At 38.0% G+C, this 21,846-nt stretch carries 19 protein-coding genes, 1 tRNA gene and 1 riboswitch; of the genes, 6 read left to right on the forward strand and 14 right to left on the reverse strand.

What is annotated here, in order from left to right; genetic code table 11:
- Positions 1–22: 22 nt before the first annotated feature.
- The 6 genes from thiQ to ubiG all read right to left on the reverse strand — a co-directional run bounded on the left by thiQ (position 23) and on the right by ubiG (position 6,199).
- On the reverse strand, positions 23–655 hold the full coding sequence (gene thiQ, locus EV694_RS08040; RefSeq protein WP_132691343.1) for a thiamine ABC transporter ATP-binding protein: 633 nt from the start codon (positions 653–655) through the stop codon (positions 23–25).
- Complete coding sequence (gene thiP, locus EV694_RS08045; RefSeq protein ID WP_132691345.1) at positions 652–2,271, reverse strand: thiamine/thiamine pyrophosphate ABC transporter permease ThiP; 1,620 nt, start codon at positions 2,269–2,271, stop codon at positions 652–654. The genes thiQ and thiP overlap by 4 nt, the downstream gene beginning before the upstream one ends.
- The gene (gene thiB / locus EV694_RS08050) at positions 2,271–3,275 is read right to left on the reverse strand and encodes a thiamine ABC transporter substrate binding subunit (RefSeq protein ID WP_132691347.1); all 1,005 of its coding nucleotides are present in this window, start codon (positions 3,273–3,275) and stop codon (positions 2,271–2,273) included. The genes thiP and thiB overlap by 1 nt, the downstream gene beginning before the upstream one ends.
- Before the next feature lie 57 nt (positions 3,276–3,332).
- Positions 3,333–3,426, reverse strand: a riboswitch (TPP riboswitch).
- A gap of 76 nt (positions 3,427–3,502) precedes the next feature.
- Positions 3,503–4,306, reverse strand: a complete 804-nt coding sequence (locus tag EV694_RS08055; RefSeq protein ID WP_165865511.1) for a Gfo/Idh/MocA family protein — start codon at positions 4,304–4,306, stop codon at positions 3,503–3,505.
- Positions 4,307–4,517: 211 nt separating this feature from the next.
- Positions 4,518–5,408, reverse strand: a complete 891-nt coding sequence (locus EV694_RS08060) for a DMT family transporter (RefSeq protein WP_132691349.1) — start codon at positions 5,406–5,408, stop codon at positions 4,518–4,520.
- A gap of 86 nt (positions 5,409–5,494) precedes the next feature.
- A complete protein-coding gene (gene ubiG, locus EV694_RS08065; RefSeq protein WP_132691351.1) occupies positions 5,495–6,199 on the reverse strand; it encodes a bifunctional 2-polyprenyl-6-hydroxyphenol methylase/3-demethylubiquinol 3-O-methyltransferase UbiG in 705 nt (234 codons plus the stop codon).
- Between the two features lie 148 nt (positions 6,200–6,347).
- Here ubiG and gyrA point away from each other — a divergent pair, with 148 nt between their 5' ends.
- Both gyrA and fumC read left to right on the forward strand, forming a co-directional pair.
- On the forward strand, positions 6,348–8,996 hold the full coding sequence (gene gyrA, locus EV694_RS08070; protein ID WP_132691353.1) for a DNA topoisomerase (ATP-hydrolyzing) subunit A: 2,649 nt from the start codon (positions 6,348–6,350) through the stop codon (positions 8,994–8,996).
- A 182-nt stretch (positions 8,997–9,178) separates the two neighbouring features.
- Positions 9,179–10,573 (forward strand): class II fumarate hydratase, encoded by a 1,395-nt coding sequence (gene fumC, locus EV694_RS08075; protein WP_132691355.1) that lies wholly within the window; start codon positions 9,179–9,181, stop codon positions 10,571–10,573.
- A 71-nt stretch (positions 10,574–10,644) separates the two neighbouring features.
- Here the strand turns inward: fumC and znuA are convergent, their stop codons facing one another.
- The 3 genes from znuA to mltA form a co-directional block, all read right to left on the reverse strand.
- Positions 10,645–11,631 (reverse strand): zinc ABC transporter substrate-binding protein ZnuA, encoded by a 987-nt coding sequence (gene znuA / locus EV694_RS08080; RefSeq protein WP_132691357.1) that lies wholly within the window; start codon positions 11,629–11,631, stop codon positions 10,645–10,647.
- An 88-nt stretch (positions 11,632–11,719) separates the two neighbouring features.
- Entirely contained in the window at positions 11,720–12,493 is a 774-nt protein-coding gene (gene tcdA, locus EV694_RS08085; RefSeq protein ID WP_165865512.1) for a tRNA cyclic N6-threonylcarbamoyladenosine(37) synthase TcdA, read from the reverse strand.
- Complete coding sequence (gene mltA, locus EV694_RS08090) at positions 12,493–13,593, reverse strand: murein transglycosylase A (protein ID WP_132691361.1); 1,101 nt, start codon at positions 13,591–13,593, stop codon at positions 12,493–12,495. Before mltA ends, tcdA begins: the two co-directional genes overlap by 1 nt.
- Positions 13,594–13,828: 235 nt before the next feature.
- Between mltA and EV694_RS08095 the strand changes: the two genes are divergently transcribed.
- A tRNA-Met gene (locus tag EV694_RS08095) sits at positions 13,829–13,905 on the forward strand.
- A gap of 58 nt (positions 13,906–13,963) precedes the next feature.
- Here the strand turns inward: EV694_RS08095 and EV694_RS08100 are convergent.
- From EV694_RS08100 to EV694_RS08115, 4 genes are read right to left on the reverse strand one after another with little or no spacing between them, the layout of a single operon-like run.
- Entirely contained in the window at positions 13,964–14,812 is an 849-nt protein-coding gene (locus EV694_RS08100; RefSeq protein WP_132691363.1) for a metal ABC transporter permease, read from the reverse strand.
- Complete coding sequence (locus EV694_RS08105) at positions 14,812–15,675, reverse strand: metal ABC transporter permease (protein WP_132691365.1); 864 nt, start codon at positions 15,673–15,675, stop codon at positions 14,812–14,814. The genes EV694_RS08100 and EV694_RS08105 overlap by 1 nt, the downstream gene beginning before the upstream one ends.
- Positions 15,675–16,556 carry an ATP-binding cassette domain-containing protein gene (locus EV694_RS08110; RefSeq protein ID WP_132691367.1) on the reverse strand — a complete coding sequence of 294 codons (882 nt, stop codon included), beginning with the start codon at positions 16,554–16,556 and terminating at the stop codon, positions 15,675–15,677. The genes EV694_RS08105 and EV694_RS08110 overlap by 1 nt, the downstream gene beginning before the upstream one ends.
- Positions 16,556–17,389 (reverse strand): metal ABC transporter substrate-binding protein, encoded by an 834-nt coding sequence (locus tag EV694_RS08115; RefSeq protein ID WP_243646015.1) that lies wholly within the window; start codon positions 17,387–17,389, stop codon positions 16,556–16,558. The genes EV694_RS08110 and EV694_RS08115 overlap by 1 nt, the downstream gene beginning before the upstream one ends.
- Positions 17,390–17,815: 426 nt before the next feature.
- Here EV694_RS08115 and EV694_RS08120 point away from each other — a divergent pair, with 426 nt between their 5' ends.
- The 3 genes from EV694_RS08120 to EV694_RS08130 are packed head-to-tail and all read left to right on the forward strand — an operon-like array spanning position 17,816 to position 20,623.
- Complete coding sequence (locus tag EV694_RS08120; protein ID WP_132691371.1) at positions 17,816–18,490, forward strand: trimeric intracellular cation channel family protein; 675 nt, start codon at positions 17,816–17,818, stop codon at positions 18,488–18,490.
- An 11-nt stretch (positions 18,491–18,501) separates the two neighbouring features.
- Positions 18,502–19,761 (forward strand): glutamate-5-semialdehyde dehydrogenase, encoded by a 1,260-nt coding sequence (proA, locus tag EV694_RS08125; RefSeq protein WP_132691373.1) that lies wholly within the window; start codon positions 18,502–18,504, stop codon positions 19,759–19,761.
- 25 nt (positions 19,762–19,786) lie between these two features.
- Positions 19,787–20,623 carry a hypothetical protein gene (locus EV694_RS08130; RefSeq protein WP_132691375.1) on the forward strand — a complete coding sequence of 279 codons (837 nt, stop codon included), beginning with the start codon at positions 19,787–19,789 and terminating at the stop codon, positions 20,621–20,623.
- 38 nt (positions 20,624–20,661) lie between these two features.
- Here the strand turns inward: EV694_RS08130 and cgtA are convergent, their stop codons facing one another.
- A complete protein-coding gene (gene cgtA / locus EV694_RS08135; protein WP_132691376.1) occupies positions 20,662–21,840 on the reverse strand; it encodes an Obg family GTPase CgtA in 1,179 nt (392 codons plus the stop codon).
- Positions 21,841–21,846: the final 6 nt, after the last annotated feature.

Below are 21,846 nucleotides of genomic sequence, written 5' to 3' on the forward strand. Positions count from 1 at the left end.
TTTTAAATTGAAACGACTATCATTAATTGATTACTTTTCCTTGTTCAATGCGTATAATCCGATCTATTTTTCCTGCTAATTCATTAGGTTGATGGGTAACGATCAACATTGTTAATGCTTTTTCTTGGCATAATTTATCTAATAGCTCTGCCATTTCTCCCCGTAACAAGGGATCTAACGCAGAAAAAGGTTCATCAAGCAATAAAATCGGTTTATTTCGCAATAAACAACGTGCTAAGGCGACCCGTTGTTTTTGTCCACCTGATAACTGGGTAGGCAGACGTGTAGCAAAAGAGGTTAAGCCGACTGCCTCTAAGGCTTGAGCGACTTCTTGCTGTTCATTTTTATTTAATTTTAAATGTGGTTGTAAGCCTAAACCAATATTTTGCCAAACCGTTAAATGATTAAATAAATTATTTTCTTGAAATAACATAGATACGGGGCGTAAGTGCGGTGCAATTTGGTTACAATTTTGCCCGGCTAAACAAATTTCGCCTTTTTCCGCTAATTCAAATCCCGCAATAAGATTTAATAAAGTACTTTTTCCAGCACCACTTGAACCAATAATGGCGACACGTTGCCCTGCGGGAATATGTAAATCAAAATACATGGGCATCGCCTGATAATGAAATTCTACTTGCGTTAATTTAATCATTGTTGGTTACTCGCTGTTTTGTTATTACGTTCAATTAAAACAAAAATGGTAAAACAAAATAATAATAAAATCATTGCGGTTACGGCAGCTTCATCGCCTCGATAACTGCCTAATTGTTGATAAAGTAAATAAGGCAATGAGGTAAAATGTTGATTGCCGAATAAAGCGATGGCGGTAAAATCACCTAAGGACAATGCCATTGCTAAAGCAAAGGCATATTTGATTGGTTGAGCTAAAGTATTCCATTCAATTAAACGCAGACGTTGCCAGCCCTTGATACCTAAAGATTGGCAAAGTTTTTCGTAATACAACATATTTTGATTCATTGGCTGTGATAATATGCGGATAACGAACGGCATTGCCGCTAATCCATTACACAATACCACAATAAAAAATAATGCTATTTCATCAAAACGAAGATGTTGTAGCCAAATAAATAATCCGATTGCCAATAATAAGGTGGGTATGGATAAAATTAACATACCAAAGTTAAGCAGAAAATTCGCTGCTGTTCGCCAATAAAGCCATAATAATCGGCGTGATAAGAGTAATAAGCCGATGGCTAATAACAGGGCAAAACAAGCAGAACTTAATGCCATCGCTAAAGAATACCCCATCGCTCGCCATAATTGAGAGGATTGCCAAATAGACCATAATGCTTTAGACGTTAAGGCACTCATAAACAAATTGAATAAGGGGAATAAAATAAATAAGCAAACGCTGATAATCAAAAAAATTTGCCAATATCGCACCGCACTTTTTTGTTTTCCTCGCCAAATAGTAGATTGTTGTAAATCATTATTCACAGGTTTACCAAGCCAACTGGTTATCGCAAATAACATAAAGCAAAAAACAAATTGTAATAAGGCATAAAAAGATGCTCTGGCTAAATCAAAATCAAACACTATCGCTTGATAAATCGCCACTTCTAAGGTGGTATATTGCGGTCCGCCACCTAAGGTCAGCACAATGGTAAAACTGGTAAAGCATAGCATAAAAATTAGGCTTAGGGCGGGCAGGATTTGCGGACGTAAATATGCCCATTCTACCCAGCGGATAAATCGCCAGCCTCGTAGATTTAACTGTTCCGCAAGCTGATGTTGTTGGCTTGGGATTGCTTGAAAACAAGGCAAAAATAAACGACAAGCAAAGGGGATATTAAAAAAGAGATGGGTTAATAAAATCCCTGTTAAGCCATAAATATTAGGTTGCCACTCTATGCCCATAAGGCTAAGAAATTGTGCAAGCCAGCCTTTTGTGCCATACACACCTAAAACCCCAAAAATCACCACGAGCGAGGGTAGAACAAAGGTTAGAGAAAATAATTTAAGTAACCATTTTTTCCCAATAAAATCTTGATAAAACAAGGCTCTAGCTAATAACAATCCCCCGATTACCGACAAAATTGCCGATAATAAGGCTTGTGCAAAGCTAAAAAATAGGACGTGGCGTAAATAAGGATCCCATAAAGAAAGCCATGCCTTAGGGCTTTCTAAACGGAAAATGGCTTGTAAGGCATTGCTATAGACTAAGACTAAAAGCAATAAAACCGCCATTCCGCCCAAATAATGCTTCGGACGAAATTGCGGATTGCGAATTAATGTGAGCAGTTTCATTATTTAATTAACGCCGCTTGCCACACATTAATCCATTGTTTAATTTGCTCAGCACTTACTGTACTACTATCAAGGGTTTTTGTATTTAATTGTTTAGCTTTAAGTTGATCAAACAGAGGATCAACCTTAGCGTCTATCACAGATAGCATGACATTTTTACGGCTAATTTCTTGCTGTGCTTCAGGGCTTAATAAAAAGCCTAAAAAATGCTCGGCACATAGATTATCTTTGCCCTTAATTGTTTTGGCAGCCATTTCAACTTGTAATAACACAGGATCGCTAAATTCTGTGGCGGCATATTGATCTTTGTTTTCTTGTAATAAATGATAAATCGGCGAAGTATTATGGCTCATCACTAAATCTGCCTCGCCTTTTAAAAATGCCCCATAGGTTTCCGTCCAACCTTTTCCTACCGTAACCGTATGGCTCGCTAATTGTTGCCAACGTTGTGGAATTTGTTCCTCAGGATAAAGCAAATTTAACCACACCAATAGCCCACGCCCAATGCTACTGGTACGTGGATCTTGATAAATGACCTTAAGATCTTGTCGCTCAATTAATTCCGCTAAACTTTGCGGTGGGTTAGTCAATTTGGTTTTGTCATAAATAAAGGCATATTGCCCAAAATCATAAGGCAAAAAAGTGTGATTTTGCCAAGGGATTGGCAAGGATAATTGATTGAGATCCACTTGATTTGCTACAAATAAACCGGATTTTTCTGCTGGCTCTAGCTGAAAATTATCCAAGCCAATCACAACGTCCGCTTGGGTGTTTTTTCCCTCTAAACGCACACGATTTAATAAAGTAGTACGGCTATCAAAAGGCACAATATTGGCTTGGCATTGTGGGTATTTTTGTTCAAATTGAGCTTTAACAACAGGGGCTGGTCCCCAATCTGCGGAAAAAAATTCTTCAGCATAAATGGTAACTGGGGTTGTTTTTGCCAAGAGATTCGGTGAAACGGCCAATGCGGTAGAAAGCAACAAGGTCTTTAATTTTTTCATAAGATAATCCTTTAAATTAAGATTAAAGGAATTTAAGTGCGGTCAAAAATAGAAAAATTTTTTAACTTTCTCAAATCCCTACGCAGATATTAATCAGTTCAGGTTCTATGGGTATTTCTCAGCTAAACATTCAGCACCCCATTGAGAACGAAAATAAGTGTATGATTAGTGGCGATAAAATGCAATGGTTTTGTTAGTGAAATTCTGTACAAACAACAATCATACTATCAATTATATTCCAAGATTTGGTTAAAATGTGAACTTCTAATTCCTTCTATTATTTTAATAGACTCTATTGATGTATAAATATTCGAAACAGGTATCCCTCCATTTTCTATACAATTTATAATATCTAATATAGCATCAATCATTCTTTCATTTGGATCTGTATTATTTTTAGAATATATTAACTGTAAAGCCTTGTAAGAACTTCCTGAAGAATTTATTTTATTTGAATACTTGTATAAATCATAAGACATTCCATTATTGTAGAGCTTAATTCGCCCATTTTCTCCCAATATATCTATTTCTAACATATAGCTCATTGGAGAAACACTAGTACCTTTAATAAAAGAAATTATACCAGAGTGAAATTTAACAATACCTATTCCTCCATACTCATCAACACCATAAACATTACGAGCAAAATCTGTTTGAATATCTCCTAATACATATTTAACTTTGGAGTTAAAAAAATAAACTATTAAATCTATCAAATGACTTGTGCTTGTATGTAATGCTGTTGCTCCATATCCAGTTAAAGAATATATTTTACCTATTTCATTAGAATCTAATAACATCTTAATCTCTTGAATTAAATTATCCCACCTAAAAATATAATTAACCGCAAAAACAATACTATATTTAGAACATAGAAGTGCAATATCATTTGCTTCTTGTAAAGAATAAGAAATAGTTTTCTCACAAAAAATCGCCTTTACTCCACATTGTATATACTCTTTAATAATATCAAAATGAGTTTGAATTGGCGTAAAAATACTAACAATATCAAATTTATTTTCATAAAGCATTAGTTTATAATCAGTATACCCTTAGGAATATCACATTCTTCTTGTACAGATTGCACTATATTTTTATTTATATCACAAATAGCAACTATTTTTACATTATCAATCTGCTTATACGCACCAATATGGCTCCAAATGATTTTTCTGCTATCATCTTTATCTATATATATGCTATTTGTCCTAATCCAATAACACCAAAGTTATACATAATTATTTACTCCTTTTTGAGAGATAAAACACAGCCTAATACTACTATGCAGGCTCCTATTGCTTGGTATAAAGTAAGGGTTTCCCCTAAAGTAAAATACCCCATAATCGCGGTAGATAGAGGCACCATTAATTGAATAATATTAAAGATAACAATACCTTGCTTTTGCACAATATAGAATGCCATTAACATTCCAGTTAGCATTCCATATATTCCAGCAAAAGAAAGCCCTATTAATAAACCTATGCTAACTTGTTGTAGGCTATAAATTTGTCCTGAATAAATAGCTAAGATTAAAAATATTATGCCAGATAAAGTCGCTGTTGAAGCACTAATAATAAATACACTAATTTTTTTAGAGACTAACTTAACAATAATATTCTGAATAGATTGAATTAAAATGGCAAAACTAAGAAATAATACACCAAGGAAAAAATCCTCTCCCTCAGCAGACTTATTACCATAAATTACAAAGATAAAGGATCCTAATAACGATAAAGAGCTGCCTATATAAAAATATTTTTGTTTTATTCTTTCTCGCTCATCTTGAAAAAAGATCGCAGAAACAATTATCGATAAAGGCATCGCAATGATACCAAATATACTGCCAGATAAAGCCGATGTATATTTAAGTCCATTAATAAAAAAATACATATTTGCAGTCATAAATACGGCTAATAATATTAAATAGAACATTACTATAGGCTGATAAATAATACTCTTAACCTTATCTAGATATTTCCATAAACATATTATAAGAAATAATACTCCTCCAGAAATAAATCTAACTGCATTATTATTTAAGCTATCAAAATGAATACTCATAAATCTCATTAATGGAAATCCCAATCCCATTAATAAGATATATAATACCCTAACCACATTTTCATTATTCATAACTAGATACCCTTATTATTGATAATTATATTATCCCCATAAACTAGAATTACAAAAGATAATACAAATATACAAAAATATTATTTCTATCTCTGAATAAACACCGCCATATAATTTGCGCTCACATCCTGATTTAAACAAAATTTTTCTGTTAAGGGATTATAATGATAACCCACCATTTTCTGGCAAACTAAATTAACCTGATCCGTATAGGCAAGCAATTCTGCTGGCTTAATAAATTTCTCGTATTGATGTGTACCTTTTGGCAACATTTTCAATATATATTCCGCCCCGATAATCACCAATGCCCACGCTTTCAACGTACGATTGATGGTAGAAATAAAAAGTTTGCCATGAGGTTTTAATAATGATTGGCAATGGACAATAATTGCCGCAGGATCGGGGACGTGTTCTAGCATTTCCATGCAAGTAATCACATCAAATTTATTTTGATATGCAGCTTGACTGGCTAATTCTTCAATGGCAATTTGTTGATAATCTATATTAAGTTGTTGGCTTTGTGCATGTTGTTTCGCGACTGCTAGAGGTGCGGTGGAGAGATCAATCCCTGTAACATTTGCCCCTAGTTTTGCCATGCTTTCCGCTAAAATACCGCCACCACAGCCTACATCAAGCACCTGTTTATCCTGTAATCCCTCTGCTTGTTGTAAAATAAAATCAAGGCGATAGGGATTTAACAAATGGATAGGCTTAAAATCGCCATTAGGATCCCACCAACTCTCTGCCATTTTTTCAAACTTATCAAGTTCTTGTTGATCAACATTTTTCATAATGATCCTTTATTGTTGTTAAAAAATATCTTTAATTTTGACCGCACTTTTACGGAAAAAGGAATGATAAATATTAGGGTAATAATACAATTTATGGTACAATCTCGCCAATTTTTATTCATAAATTTTATAGCTTAGGAAATTCTCAATGAGCGATTTAGCCCAAGATATTACCCCTGTTAGCGTTGAGGAAGAATTAAAGTCCTCTTATCTTGATTATGCCATGTCTGTGATTGTTGGTCGTGCCTTGCCTGATGTGCGTGATGGTTTAAAACCTGTTCATCGTCGCGTACTATTTGCTATGCACGAAGGTGGCAATGCTTATAATAAACCTTATCGTAAATCCGCCCGTATTGTAGGGGACGTGATCGGTAAATACCACCCACATGGCGATAGTGCGGTGTATGACACCATTGTGCGTATGGCACAACCTTTCTCACTACGTTATATGCTAGTTGATGGACAAGGTAATTTTGGCTCTGTGGACGGTGATTCTCCTGCGGCAATGCGTTATACCGAAGCAAGAATGACCAAAATTGCTCATGAGTTATTGGCTGATTTAGATAAAGAAACCGTTGATTTTGTGCCAAACTATGACGGTTCAGAAATGATCCCCGAGGTGTTGCCCACTAAAGTTCCTGCCTTATTAATCAACGGTTCATCAGGGATTGCCGTAGGTATGGCGACCAATATTCCGCCCCATAATTTAGGCGAAGTATTAGATGGCTGTCTAGCTTATATTGATAATAATCACATTAGTATTGATGAATTAATGCAATATATCCCGGGCCCAGACTTTCCTACAGCGGCATTAATCAACGGTCGCAAAGGCATTGAAGAAGCCTATAAAACAGGTCGTGGTAAAATTTATGTGCGCGCCAAAGCCCATATTGAAACCGATGAAAAAGGGCGTGAAACCATTATCGTTAATGAAATCCCTTATCAAGTGAATAAAGCGAAATTAATTGAAAAAATTTCTGACTTGGTAAAAGAGAAAAAAGTTGAGGGAATTAGTGCCTTGCGTGATGAATCCGATAAAGAAGGTATGCGGATTGTCATTGAAGTAAAACGTGATGCCGTTGGGGAGGTATTACTGAACCAACTTTACGCCCTGACTCAATTACAAATTACCTTTGGGATTAACATTGTTGCCCTTGACCATGGGCAGCCAAAAGTACTTAACCTCAAACAATTAATTGAAGCCTTTGTGTTGCACCGCCGCGAAGTGGTAACACGCCGTACTGTGTTTGAATTACGCAAAGCTCGTGAACGGGCGCATATCTTAGAGGGGCTTGCCATTGCCCTAGCCAATGTGGACCCTATTATTGAGTTAATCCGCCAGGCACCTAATCCTGAAGCCGCTCGTCAAGCCTTATTAAGCCAAGGTTGGCAACTCGGTCATGTGGCACAAATGTTAGCCGCCGCTGGCGTTGATGCCGCTCGTCCAGAAGAATTATCCGCAGAATATGGTATTCGTGATAACAAATATTATTTAACCGAAGTACAAGCTCAGGCAATTTTGGACTTACGCTTACAGAAACTCACCAATCTGGGTAAAGATGAAATTCTGGAAGAATATCAAAAATTGATCGATGTTATCGGTGAATTATTGCATATTTTACGCAGCCCTGAACGCTTAATGGAAGTGATTCGTGAAGAATTAGAGCAAATTCGTGAACAATTCAACGATCCACGCCGTACCGAAATTACCACCAGTTCAGGCGATATTGATTTAGAAGATTTGATTGCACGAGAAGATGTGGTTGTTACCCTTTCTCATCAAGGCTATGTGAAATATCAACCTTTAACCGACTATGAAGCCCAACGTCGTGGTGGTAAAGGAAAATCCGCCACCAAAATGAAAGAAGAAGACTTTATTGAGAAATTATTGGTCGCCAATACCCACGATACCATTCTTTGTTTCTCAAGTCGTGGGCGCTTATATTGGCTGAAAGTCTATCAATTACCGCAAGCAAGCCGAGGGGCAAGAGGTCGTCCAATCGTCAATATTTTACCTTTGGAGCAAAATGAACGTATTACCGCTATCTTGCCGGTTTCTTCTTATGAAGAAGATAAGTTTGTTGTTATGGCAACAGCAGGTGGTATCGTGAAGAAAACTGCCTTAACCGAATTTAGTCGCCCAAGAGCCAATGGTATTATTGCCTTGAACTTGCGTGATGAAGACGAACTAATAGGGGTAGATATTACCGATGGTAGCAACGAGATTATGTTATTCTCAGCTCAAGGGCGTGTAGTACGTTTCTGTGAAAGTGCGGTGCGAGCTATGGGGCGTATTGCAACAGGAGTACGAGGTATAAAACTTGCCTTAACCAATGATCTCAATGATGATGAAAATGGTGCAGAGCAGGAGGAAAATCTTGAGGATAATAACAGCGAAGAAATCCTCGATCTCAATATTGATAAAGTGGTGTCTTTAGTTATACCAAAAAATGACGGCGAAATCCTTACCGCCACCCAACATGGTTATGGTAAACGCACAAAATTGGAAGAATACCCAACCAAATCGCGTAATACTAAAGGGGTAATTTCTATCAAAGTGAGCGAACGCAATGGTAAAGTAGTTGCCGCTACACAAGTGACGGAAAACGATCAAATTATGTTAATCACTGATGCGGGAACATTAGTTCGAACACGTGTCAGTGAAGTAAGCATTGTGGGGCGTAATACCCAAGGAGTACGCTTAATCCGTACCGTGGATAATGAACAACTCGTCAGCTTAGAACGTGTTGCTGAGGTTGACGAAGAGGACGATGTTACCTTTAATGAAAATGAATAAAATATAAATCATTTTAGTATCTATAAAGTGCGGTGGTTTTTACCACCGTTTTTATTTTCTTTCTTCTTAAATACTTATCCTAATATGATCTAAATCACAAAACCTCATCCCTTACATTTTATTTCTAACTCATAGGTGTTAGAATTTCGTAAGATTTGTTTCATTTACCTAGAGGAAAGATTATGACATTTCGTATTGAAAAAGACACAATGGGCGAAGTTAAAGTTCCTGCTGATAAATACTGGGCTGCCCAAACTGAACGTTCTCGTAATAACTTTAAAATTGGTCCTGAAGCCTCTATGCCTCACGAAATTATTGAGGCGTTTGCCTATCTAAAAAAAGCCGCTGCCTATGCCAATACTGATTTAGGCGTGTTGCCTGCTGAAAAACGTGATCTGATCGCAAAAGCCTGTGATGAAATTTTAGCTCATCAACTTGATGATCAATTTCCTTTAGTTATTTGGCAAACAGGTTCAGGCACACAATCTAATATGAACCTTAATGAAGTCATTGCCAATCGTGCCCATGTATTGAATGGCGGTAAACTCGGTGAAAAATCCATTATTCACCCAAACGATGATGTGAACAAATCTCAATCATCAAACGATACCTATCCAACTGCTATGCATATTGCTGCGTATAAAAAAGTGGTTGAAGTAACTATCCCTTGTATTGAGCGTTTACAAAAAACTTTCGCAGAAAAAGCAGAAGCCTTTAAAGATGTGGTAAAAATTGGGCGTACTCATTTAATGGATGCCACGCCATTAACTTTAGGGCAAGAATTTTCTGCTTATGCGGCACAACTTGATTTTGGATTACGGGCTTTGAAAAATACCTTACCTCATTTAAGCCAGCTAGCTTTAGGCGGAACGGCAGTAGGAACAGGATTAAATACCCCTAAAGGCTATGATGTAAAAGTCGCTGACTATATCGCTAAATTTACAGGGCTACCTTTTATTACCGCAGAAAATAAATTTGAAGCCTTAGCAACTCATGATGCTGTTGTGGAAACGCACGGTGCATTAAAACAATTAGCCGTTTCGTTATTCAAAATTGCTAATGATATTCGTTTATTAGCCTCTGGGCCTCGTTCTGGTATTGGTGAAATTCTTATTCCAGAAAATGAGCCAGGTTCATCTATTATGCCAGGTAAAGTCAATCCAACCCAATGTGAGGCTTTAACCATGGTATGTGCACAAGTATTGGGCAATGACACCACCATTTCTTTTGCTGGTTCGCAAGGACATTTCCAATTAAATGTGTTTAAACCTGTGATGGCTGCCAATTTCTTACAATCTGCTCAGCTTTTAGCAGATGCTTGTGTTTCCTTTGATGAACATTGTGCCAGTGGTATTGAACCAAACTATCCGAGAATTAAACATCAATTAGAACAGTCTTTGATGTTAGTTACCGCCTTAAATACCCATATTGGCTATGAAAATGCCGCCAAAATTGCGAAAACTGCTCATAAAAATGGCACAACATTGAAAGAAGAAGCCATTAATTTAGGTTTAGTCACAGCTGAACAATTTGATGAGTGGGTACGTCCTGAGGATATGGTAGGTAGCTTAAAATAATTACGCTGTTAAAATAGCTAACAAAATAAAAGGCTAATTATGAAATTAGCCTTTTCTCTCTAAAAATAAGATTATTTACCACTTAAGCAAGCATAATAATCATCAGCCATACGCTGTAAGAAATCCATATAACTTGTTTTACTCAATGGAATTGCATCACCAATAGGATCTAATTTTCCTACTGCAACCCCAGTTTCTTTGCTTAAGGTGTCAATTACTTTTGGCGTAAATTGAGGTTCTGCGAACAAGCAACGCACTTTGTGTTCATTAATTTCTTGTTTAATCGTCGCTAAGGTTCTCGCCCCAGGGGCAACCAACGGATTAATGGTAAAATACCCTACTTGGTTTAGCCCATAGCTATCATTAAAGTAAGTATAAGCGTCGTGAAATACATAAAAGCCTTTATCCTTAACGGATTTAAGCTGTTGACTAATCGCTTGATTTTTATTGGCTAAATTTTGCTGAAAAGCCGCGAGGTTATCTGCAATTTGTTGCTTTTTATCAGGATATTGTTCTGTTAATTTTTCGGCTAAATCATTGGCGACTAACAGGCTAATCTTTGGTGAAAACCAAATATGCCAGTTTAAACTATGATCGTGATGATGATCATGGGCATGGCTATGTGCATGGTGGCTATGAGCGTGGGAATGAGAATGAGCGTGATTATGGTCATGGTCATGGTCATGGTCATGGTCATGGTCATGGTCATGGTCAGATAATAATGGTTCTACACCTTTAATATCAGCAATAGTAAGCACTTTTTTACTATCAATACCTTCAATGCTTTTATTTAAGAAACTGTCAATATCCTCACCAATCCATAACACAAGATCGGCATTCTTAATTTTCTGAATATCAGAAGGCTTTAAACTATAATCATGCGGCGATGCGCCTGCTGGCACAAGGACTTCTGTATCCGTCACGCCGTCAGTAATCGCCGCACTAATAAAACCAAGGGGTTTAATCGAAGTTAATACCGCTGCATTTGCGGCACTGGCAAATACAGTAATTGCACTGGCAAGCATTGCTTTTTTAAAGATAGAATGGGGTAAACGCATAAAAATCTCCTTTAATAAAATGATAAAGTGCGGTTAGATTACTCTGTTTTTTAGAAAATAGCCATCTTTTTTTCTATTAAAAAATAAGTCATTTCACTTGTAATAGCTTTTCAATGACTCTTGCTACCGCAAAAAAACCGAACGTCGCTGTTACCATTGTGGCAGCCCCAAATCCATTGGCACAATTCATGGTTGCCGAAGTTTCACAAGCCCCTGTTAATTGGGGAAAAATGAGAGGTTGAGTAGAAAATACCGCATCAATTCCAAATTTACGCTTAGGATTTTGGCTAAAATGATATTCTTTGCGTAAAACTGACCGCACTTTTGCTAATAAAGGATCTTGAATTGTCTTACTTAAATCAGCAATTTGAATTTGACGAGGATCAGTCTGCCCTCCTGCCCCACCAACAGTAATCACTTTCATTTTATGCCGTTTACAATAAGCCAATAATGCCGCTTTGGTTTTCACATTATCAATAGCGTCAATAACATAAGAAAAACCTGTATCAAGATAATCGGACAAATTATCTTGGCTAAGAAAGTCATCAATAATATGTACTTTACACTGGGGATTAATTTGCTGTACACGTTGTTGCATAACCTCTGTTTTCAACTGCCCAATAGTTTGGGTTAAAGCGGGTAATTGACGGTTTATATTGGTCACGCAAATATCGTCCATATCAATTAAGGTCAACTCACCAATACCTGATCTCGCCAAAGCCTCAACAACCCAAGAGCCTACTCCGCCAATACCTATGACACAAATATGCGCCTGCTGTAAGCGTTCAAGGGCTTGCTCACCATATAAACGAGCAATTCCGCCAAAACGGCGTTGATAATCCTCATGAATGACTTTATCCATTACTGTAATACCCAAACTCGTCCATAATGTTTTAACAATCCTGCCGTATGCCCTGCCTCATCGCCAATGCCTTGATACAAGTCTAAATGCTGCCCTTTAATCGCACCGCCAACATCTAAAGCCACAGCTAAATGCAAAATATGTTGCCCAGTCCATTGCCCCTTTTTATCCAGTTGTGGAATTTCCACTAATAAAATACTGCCTAAAGGGATCACATTGCGATCCACTGCTACAGAAGCAAGCCCCACTAATGGCACACCTGCTGCCCCTTTGACATCAAAAGTAGGATCATGCTTAAAAAAGACATAAGATTGATTACGTTCTAACAAACGCTGAAAACGATCAGGATTACGTTCGCCCCATTCCTTAATCGCTTGCATTGACATTTTTTCTTTTTCAACTTCGCCATCTTCAACTAATAAACGCCCAACACTGGTATAACTAAAACCATTTTGACCACCATAAGCAAAATGGGCGAGCTTACCACCACCAAAATCCGCAAAGCCACTGCCCTGAACGCCCATAGCAAAAACGTTATACATCGTGGTATAGCCCAATTCCAACCCTTGCCCACGCAATGCACCCGCGTAAATTTGAGCACGAGTAAAGCGTTTATTTTTAGGTAAGGCATAAATTGGATGCTGATATTCGCCTTGTGGTTGCTTTCTTGCTTGGAAAACAGGAATATAATACCCTGTCATTAATACATTTTGATAACCATCAACGCCTGCCATTTGTTGCATACCAAGATTAAAAGCCGCAAGATCCTTAACATTTCCCCCTGCCGCTACCCAACGGGTAATTTTCGCGTAAGTATGGGCATGTGTTGAATTTAAACGTGGCGAATAATGTCTAACTTTAGATAATTGGGTTAAAAAATCACCTTGATTAACAACCCCCGTTTGATTATCAATTTGTGCAACCTGGGTTAAAGGTAAAGAAAGATAACTACGCCCTGCATATTTTGCACCAAGGGCTTCCTTTTCCTGCCAAGGCGAAAGCGATTGTGAACTATCTGAACTACAATTTGCTAATAAACATCCAACAATAAATAATAAAATTAAACGAAAAAAAGCATAAATTCGATTAAAAAATAACATAACTATTCCAACAAATGGCTTGATAAAACAAAAGCTATAAACTACCAAAAAAAAGAAAAAATAAATAGTGCATTTTAAAAATTTACCGCATATTTGCTAATGTTCAAATCAAAGAATCCCATAAGAATACTGAGGATTAAATCAACATATCGGCTATTTTTTTAGCAAACAAATCATAAAATCTAAATTAATGATTGCAATAAATTTTTAAAAGCGTATATTGCACACCTGTTGACGCGGGGTGGAGCAGCTTGGTAGCTCGTCGGGCTCATAACCCGAAGGTCGTTGGTTCAAATCCAGCCCCCGCAACCAGATTTTTTAAGCACCTTGGTTAAGGTGCTTTTTTGTTTTATTCTTTTCTAATTTAGCATCATTTTAAGTTCAATTCTGTTCCTAGAGAAAGGCGAACCTTAGACCAAATCAATGCGAATAAAAAGAATAGGGCTTGCAGTAAGATAATGCAAGGGCCTGTGGCGGCATCAATGTGGTAACTCAGTAATGTGCCAAGAATAGTGGAAAGTACTGAAGTGATTAATGCGATTAATAACATCATATCAAAACGGTGAGTAAGTAAATAAGCGGTAATGCCCGGTGAAATTAACATAGCAACCACTAAAATAATCCCGACCACTTGCATAGCGGTAATAATGGCTAAGGCTAATAAGATCAATAGTCCATAATGTAAACGGCGAATGGAAAGTCCTGCTACTCTTGCATGGCTAGGATCAAAGCAATACAATAAAAAATCTCGTCTTTTTGCAACAATTACGCAGAATATCAATAAGCTAATAATAAGAGTTTGTATCAGCTCCGCTTGGCTTATTCCCAATAAATTACCAAATAATATGTGCATTAAATGTTGGTTGGTTTCTACTTTGGTAAACAACACTAAACCAAAGGCAAACATTCCTGCAAACACAATCCCCATGGCAGTATCTTCTTTGATTCGGCTATTTTCTTTTAGGTAACCGACACTGACAGCACAGAAAATCCCTGAGAAGAATGCCCCAATAGCGAGGGGGATTCCTAATAAGAAAGCAATCACAATACCCGGTAACACCGCATGAGAAATAGCGTCCCCCATTAATGACCAGCCTTTTAAGACTAAATAACAAGATAATACGGCACAAATAATAGCAACCGTTAATGCGGTAATTAGGGCATTTTGCATAAATGGAAAAAGAAAGGGTTCTGTTAGCCAATTCCAGATGACTTGCATTATTGCTCTCCTACTTTAATCTGAGGCTTATTTGCCAAACGCTGTTTTACTAGCCCATATTTAGGGGCAAAAAAGAAAGCGAGCAAGAAACAAAGGGTTTGTAAGCTCACAATGATACCGCCTGTTGAACCATCAAGATAATAACTTAAGTAAGCACCAATGCCACTGGTGAGTACACCAAGTAATACGGCAATAATGATGAGTTTACCAAAACGATCTGTTAATAAATAGGCTGTTGCCCCTGGGGTAATGACCATGGCTATCACTAAAATCGCTCCGACAGTTTGTAAAGCGGCGACCACACAGGCACTTAATAAGGTAAAAAATAAGACTTTATAGGCTAACGGCGATAACCCCACAGAACGTGCGTGTGTTTCATCAAAAAAGACCAATAAAAGGTTTTTCCAATGTAATAGTAGAAAAATGAGACTAATTGCAATAATCCATAGCACTTGGATCATATCATTGTCACTAATACCCAATACGTTGCCCAATACGATAGATTGCACATCAACGGACGTTGGGTTTAAAGAGATGATTAATAAACCAATGGCAAAGAATGTGGTAAAAATGAAGCCGATGACGGCGTCTTCGCGTAATTTGGTAATGGATTTAATCCATAAAATGGCTACCGCCGCTAAAAAGCCTGAAAAAAATGCCCCTAGGGCGTAGGGTAATGCAAAGGCATAGGCAATAGCGACACCCGGGACAACCGAATGAGATAAGGCATCGCCAATTAATGACCAACCTTTTAACATTAAATAGGCGGATAAAAAGGCACAAATTCCTCCTACAGCGGCACTCACAAAAATGGCTTTTAGCATATAGTTATACTGAAAGGGTTCCATTAATAACGCAAACATTAGGCTTTCCCCTTATCATTTTTAATAATGGGGGCTGGCGGATCAATTTTGGTATGTCCATAAAATACCGCTGGGCGTTCATCATCGGTTAATACTGTAACGGCACGTGGATCTTCATCATCATGTAGATCATTACCTAATAATTTAATATGGCGTAATACCCCACCAAATACCCGTTCTAAGTTTTCTTGGTTAAAAGTACTTTCTATATTTCCTGTGGCAAGGACGGTACGATTAATCATTACCACCTGATCACAAAAATCTGGCACGCTACCTAAATTATGGGTAGATACTAAGATTAAATGCCCATCAGCACGCAGTTGATTTAACAAATCTACAATGGCATTCTCGGTTTTTACGTCCACACCAGTAAAAGGCTCATCAAGTAAAATAATCTTACTTTGTTGAGCTAAAGCCCTTGCTAAAAAGACCCGTTTTTTCTGCCCACCTGAGAGTTCGCCAATTTGACGATGGGCTAAATGCTCAACATTTACCCGTTGCATGGCTTCAATGACTTTCTGCTTATCCTGTTTGGAAGGAATACGCAAAAAGTTCATATAGCCATAACGTCCCATCATCACCACATCATAAACAGACACAGGAAATGCCCAATCCACATTTTCACTTTGTGGAACATAGGACACAAGGTTTTGTTTTAAGGCTTGATTAATAGGGAGTCCACATAAACTAATATTGCCTTTCGTTGGTCGTACTAACCCCATTAGGCTATTAAACAAGGTGGATTTTCCACTACCATTTACGCCCAATAAGGCACAGGTAGTGCCGCCTTGTAATTCAAAACTCACGTCATAAATGGCAACGTGTCCGTTGCTATAACGGACACTTACATCTTCAACATGAATAGATACTGATGATGACATTATTTATTAAAACCCTCTACAATGATCGATACCGTTGTATTCAGTAAATCAATATAGGTTGGAACTGGACCATCGGCAGTAGATAATGAATCCACATATAACGCACCGCCATATTTTGCCCCCGTTTCTTTCGCCACTTGCTGAGCAGGTTTTGGCGAAATTGTACTTTCACTGAATACCACTGGAATATTATTTTTCTTCACTAAATCAATTAATTGACGCACTTGTTGTGGCGTACCTTGTTGTTCAGCATTAATTGGCCATAAATAAGCCTCTTTATAACCATAATCATGCGCTAAATAACTAAACGCCCCTTCACTGGTCACTAACCAACGTTGTTGTTCAGGCACTTGAGCTAATTTTGCTCGTAATGGCTGGTCTAATTGCTGGATTTTCTCTGCATAGGCTTGTGCGTTTTTACGATAAGTCTCTGCATTTTTTGGATCATATTTAATCAAGGCGTTTTTAATATTCTCAATATAAATCAACGCATTTGATGGCGACATCCAAGCGTGTGGATTAGGCATATCTTTATAAGATCCCTCGGTAATTGCAATTGGCGTAATCCCCTCTGTTACCACAACGGACGGCTTATCTTTGACATTTTGTAAAAAACGCTCAAACCAACGCTCTAAATTTAACCCATTCCACAACACCAAATCCGCAGATTGTGCTTTCACAATATCCTGTGGTGTCGGTTGATAATCGTGAATTTCTGCGCCTGGTTTAGTAATAGACTCAACCACTGCCGCATCGCCAGCGACATTTTGAGCAATATCCTGAATAACGGTAAAAGTGGTTAATACCTTAAATTGTTGTGCTTGCGCACCCATTCCCACACAAAAAAGTGCAAGTCCCGCAATAAAATGCTTTAATTTCATTGTTATCTCCTAAAATTGAGGATCAATATTAAAATAATGATCGATAAACTATAATTTTTTCTATTTATGTATTTTAGCGTAAACACATAAACAGCGAGATTAATATTACCTCAATTCTTTAACAAGTCAATAGTTATTGATAATGATTATCAATAATAAACCTTAATATTTATCAGGTTATTGGCTCATACTAGCCATTTTAAGCCAAAATGTAAAATATTATACCTATTGGTAAAATCAATATTAAAACCCCTTAAAATTAGGAAACAAAAAATTTTCAAAAAACCACCGCACTTTCTTTCTAATTTACCCGCTAAACATAGCAATTTATTCCATTAACGACTACAATACAGCAAAATAATCAATCACCCTTTTTACATGCTATTAACCATTCTTTATATCATCGGTATTACCGCAGAAGCCATCACAGGTGCATTGGCGGCTGGGCGAGAAAAAATGGATATTTTTGGTGTTATTATCATTGCTTCAATGACCGCCGTGGGTGGCGGATCGGTAAGGGATATGTTATTAGGGCATTATCCCTTAACTTGGGTAAAACACCCTGAATATATTTTAATTGTTGCTGGTGCCGCTATAATGACCGTATTTATTGCCCCCTTAATCAATAATTTTATGCGTTATTTTCGTACCATTTTTTTGGTGTTAGATGCCTTAGGTTTAATTGTCTTTGCCATTATCGGTGCACAAGTCGCATTAAGTATGGGGCATGGTTTTACTATCGCTGTGATTTCCGCCATTATCACAGGGGCGTTTGGTGGGGTACTAAGAGATTTACTCTGTAATCGTATTCCGCTGGTTTTCCAAAAAGAATTATATGCTAGCGTTGCCTTATTATCTGCCAGCATTTATATTGGTTTACTTAAGTTAGGCATTGCCGCTAATTTAGTGATAATCATTACCCTAATATGTGGTTTTTTATTGCGTTTACTTGCCATTTATTTCAAGTTAGGTTTACCTGTTTTTGATTATCAAGAACAACAAATTGTGCCTAAACCCAAAATTAACGATAAATTACCGCCACCTAAAAAATAGAGATTTCATATATGACAAAATTAATCAATATGGGCAAACAAGCCAAACAAGCCAGCGTTATCCTTGCTCAACTCTCTGAACAACAAAAAAACCACGCATTACAGCTGATCGCCGAGCAGCTAGAAGCACAAAGTGCGGTCATTTTACAACAAAATTCTAAAGATATTGAGCAAGCCAAAGCCAATGGCTTATCAGAGGCAATCATTGATCGGCTATTGCTTACGCCACAACGTTTACAAGCCATTGCCAATGATGTACGTCAAGTGATTTCCTTAGCCGATCCTATCGGACAAATTCTTGATGGTGGCAAATTAAATAGCGGTTTAACCATTCAGCGTGTGCGTGTTCCTCTTGGCGTTATCGGCACAATTTATGAAGCCCGTCCCAATGTTACCATTGATGTGGCAAGCCTATGTTTAAAAACGGGCAATGCGGTGATTTTACGCGGTGGCAAAGAAACACAATATTCTAATCAAATTTTAGTGGAAGTGATTCAATCCGCCTTACAACAAGCGGGATTACCCAAATATGCAGTGCAAGCCATTACCGATCCCGATCGAGAGCTTGTACTAGAATTACTCAAATTGGATCAATATGTAGATATGATTATTCCTCGTGGCGGTGAGAAATTACAAGCTTTATGCCAACAACAAGCAACAATTCCAGTGATTACTGGCGGTATTGGCGTATGCCATTTATTTGTAGAACAAAGTGCCGATCAAACCAAAGCATTGCCACTAATTGAAAATGCGAAAACGCAACGCCCGAGTACCTGCAATACGCTAGAAACCCTATTGGTACAACAATCCATTGCTCACGCATTTTTACCTAAACTTCATCAACAATTAAGCCCTAAAAAGGTAAAATTTCACGCCGATCCTACCGCACTTGCGATTTTACAACAATGCCAAGCGGATGTTGTGCCATTACAAACGGAGCAACTTTCCCAAGAATGGCTTTCCTATGATCTTAATGTGGTCATTGTTCAGGATTTAAGCGAGGCTGTTTCCCATATCCGTCGCTACGGTAGTCAACATTCAGACGGTATTCTGACCGAATCTATTCAGCAGGCTCAACAATTTGCACAACAGGTGGACTCTGCCGCAGTTTATATTAATGCCAGCACAAGATTTACCGATGGTGCACAATTTGGTTTAGGCGCAGAGGTCGCCGTCAGCACCCAAAAATTACACGCAAGAGGCCCAATGGGACTTGACGCACTAACCACCTATAAATGGTTATGTGTTGGCGATTACAGTATTAGAAACTAAATCATAAAAATAAAATGGAAAAACTATGTTAGAAATAAATGCCTTAAAACAAATGTTTCCTGTGTTTGTTACCCCAAGCCACGATGGAAAATACTTCCATAATTATGTGATTTCATTACTCAATCTCACTAGCCAAGCACAACAATTTGGGCTTGCTATGCAAGTTTCATTGCAACGTGGCGAAAGCCTTATTACAAGGGCAAGAAATAACGCTGTTGCTGAATTTCTTGCTAACCCTAATTGGACACATTTATTTTGGATTGATTCCGATATTGGTTTTGAACCCGAAGCAGCCATTCGTTTACTCTTGTCCGATTATGATGTCGCGGCGGGCGTTTATCCCTTGAAACACGAACAATGGCCTCAGCATATCAAAGCAAATATGAGCCAAAAAGACTTTGAAGCCGCCAGTACACGCTATACAGTAAATCATAGTAAAGTGGAAAATGATGAAGTCACTTTTAATATTCAACCTGATGGTTTTCTTGAAGTTGATGAAGCCCCAACGGGCTTTATGGTAATAAAGCGTCAAGTGTTTGAAAAACTCATCAACGCCTACCCAGAATTACGCTATACCCCTGATAGTATTGGTTTTGAAGATAAAGGCTTGCATTACCGCTTTTTTGATGCCATGGTAGATCCCGTATCCAACCGTTATCTTTCCGAAGATTATGGTTTTTGTTACCTTTGGCGACAAATTGGCGGAAAAATCTATATTGATTGTCGCTCTAACCTGACTCATCAAGGTGCAAAATTATATACGGGCGATTTCGCCAATTCACTAAAACATAACCTCGCTAACGCCATTGGGGCACCAAGTGGTAAACGTATGGTAATTAATGGGCTGGAGTATTTAAAGTAAATACAAAAAATGGCACATTAAGTGCCATTTTTCCTCAACTAAGGCTTATAAATAATCTCCACGCCCTCTTCATCTTCCTCTGACCAATCATCGTCCCAGTCTTCGTCCCAATCCTCTTCTTGATGTTCAGAGAGTTGTTGTTGATGATAGTCATCCCATTTAAATTTCACTTCCTCAGCTTGAACAAGTTGTTGTTGCTCTAATTGGCGAGGGTTAGCCTCAATAAAGTCCATAATATCACGACATAACTCAGGTACATTTTGCCCAGTTACCGCTGAGATAAGGTAATATTTTTCTGTTAAACCGAGCTTTTGTGCGATGTGTTCTGCACGCTGTTGTGCTTCTTGTTCGCTAAATTGATCGATTTTATTAAAGACTAGCCAACGAGGTTTATCTGCTAAGGTTTCACTATATTGAAAAAGTTCAGACTCAATGATCGCAATATTATCCGCTGGATCGCTTTCATCAATCGGTGCAATATCCACTAAGTGAATTAATACTCGGCAACGCTCCAAATGTTTTAAAAAACGGATTCCCAGCCCTGCACCATCAGCCGCTCCTTCAATTAAGCCCGGAATATCAGCCACCACAAAACTGCGATCTGTGCCGACTCTTGCCACCCCAAGGCTTGGTACTAAAGTGGTAAATGGATAATCCGCTACCTTCGGTTTTGCCGCAGAAACGGCTCGAATAAAGGTCGATTTCCCAGCATTAGGTAAACCGAGCATACCCACATCAGCAAGTAATAATAATTCAAGCTGTAAATCTCTTTTTTCGCCCGCGGTGCCATTAGTTTTTTGGCGAGGCGCACGATTGACCGATGATTTAAACCTTGTATTACCTAAACCATGGTATCCACCTTTTGCCACTAATAATTTTGTGCCATGCTGAGTTAAATCGCCTAATACTTCTTTGGTGTCGTTATCAACCGCTCTTGTTCCTACTGGTACTCTCAAGATAATATCTTTACCCCGATGACCTGTACAGTTTGAACTACGTCCGTTTTCACCACGTTCGGCGGCAAAGCGTTTCTCAAAGCGGTAATCAATTAAGGTGTTAAGGTTTTCATCAGCAAGTAAATAAACATCGCCACCATCACCACCATCACCGCCATCAGGCCCACCTTTAGGAATATATTTTTCTCGGCGAAAGCTCACACAGCCATTACCGCCGTCCCCAGCCTCAACACGAATTAATGCTTCATCAATAAATTTCATTTGTTA

The sequence above is a fragment of the Volucribacter psittacicida genome (assembly GCF_004339025.1).
GTDB classification, from domain to species: domain Bacteria; phylum Pseudomonadota; class Gammaproteobacteria; order Enterobacterales; family Pasteurellaceae; genus Volucribacter; species Volucribacter psittacicida.

What these genes read in the sequence shown, in the direction of transcription:
- thiQ (WP_132691343.1), bottom strand. Translation starts at nt 655, where the DNA reads ATGATTAAATTAACGCAAGTAGAATTTCATTATCAGGCGATGCCCATG.
- thiP (WP_132691345.1), bottom strand. Translation starts at nt 2,271, where the DNA reads ATGAAACTGCTCACATTAATTCGCAATCCGCAATTTCGTCCGAAGCAT.
- thiB (WP_132691347.1), bottom strand. Translation starts at nt 3,275, where the DNA reads ATGAAAAAATTAAAGACCTTGTTGCTTTCTACCGCATTGGCCGTTTCA.
- EV694_RS08055 (WP_165865511.1), bottom strand. Translation starts at nt 4,306, where the DNA reads ATGCTTTATGAAAATAAATTTGATATTGTTAGTATTTTTACGCCAATT.
- EV694_RS08060 (WP_132691349.1), bottom strand. Translation starts at nt 5,408, where the DNA reads ATGAATAATGAAAATGTGGTTAGGGTATTATATATCTTATTAATGGGA.
- ubiG (WP_132691351.1), bottom strand. Translation starts at nt 6,199, where the DNA reads ATGAAAAATGTTGATCAACAAGAACTTGATAAGTTTGAAAAAATGGCA.
- gyrA (WP_132691353.1), top strand. Translation starts at nt 6,348, where the DNA reads ATGAGCGATTTAGCCCAAGATATTACCCCTGTTAGCGTTGAGGAAGAA.
- fumC (WP_132691355.1), top strand. Translation starts at nt 9,179, where the DNA reads ATGACATTTCGTATTGAAAAAGACACAATGGGCGAAGTTAAAGTTCCT.
- znuA (WP_132691357.1), bottom strand. Translation starts at nt 11,631, where the DNA reads ATGCGTTTACCCCATTCTATCTTTAAAAAAGCAATGCTTGCCAGTGCA.
- tcdA (WP_165865512.1), bottom strand. Translation starts at nt 12,493, where the DNA reads ATGGATAAAGTCATTCATGAGGATTATCAACGCCGTTTTGGCGGAATT.
- mltA (WP_132691361.1), bottom strand. Translation starts at nt 13,593, where the DNA reads ATGTTATTTTTTAATCGAATTTATGCTTTTTTTCGTTTAATTTTATTA.
- EV694_RS08100 (WP_132691363.1), bottom strand. Translation starts at nt 14,812, where the DNA reads ATGCAAGTCATCTGGAATTGGCTAACAGAACCCTTTCTTTTTCCATTT.
- EV694_RS08105 (WP_132691365.1), bottom strand. Translation starts at nt 15,675, where the DNA reads ATGTTTGCGTTATTAATGGAACCCTTTCAGTATAACTATATGCTAAAA.
- EV694_RS08110 (WP_132691367.1), bottom strand. Translation starts at nt 16,556, where the DNA reads ATGTCATCATCAGTATCTATTCATGTTGAAGATGTAAGTGTCCGTTAT.
- EV694_RS08115 (WP_243646015.1), bottom strand. Translation starts at nt 17,389, where the DNA reads ATGGGTGCGCAAGCACAACAATTTAAGGTATTAACCACTTTTACCGTT.
- EV694_RS08120 (WP_132691371.1), top strand. Translation starts at nt 17,816, where the DNA reads ATGCTATTAACCATTCTTTATATCATCGGTATTACCGCAGAAGCCATC.
- proA (WP_132691373.1), top strand. Translation starts at nt 18,502, where the DNA reads ATGACAAAATTAATCAATATGGGCAAACAAGCCAAACAAGCCAGCGTT.
- EV694_RS08130 (WP_132691375.1), top strand. Translation starts at nt 19,787, where the DNA reads ATGTTAGAAATAAATGCCTTAAAACAAATGTTTCCTGTGTTTGTTACC.
- cgtA (WP_132691376.1), bottom strand. Translation starts at nt 21,840, where the DNA reads ATGAAATTTATTGATGAAGCATTAATTCGTGTTGAGGCTGGGGACGGC.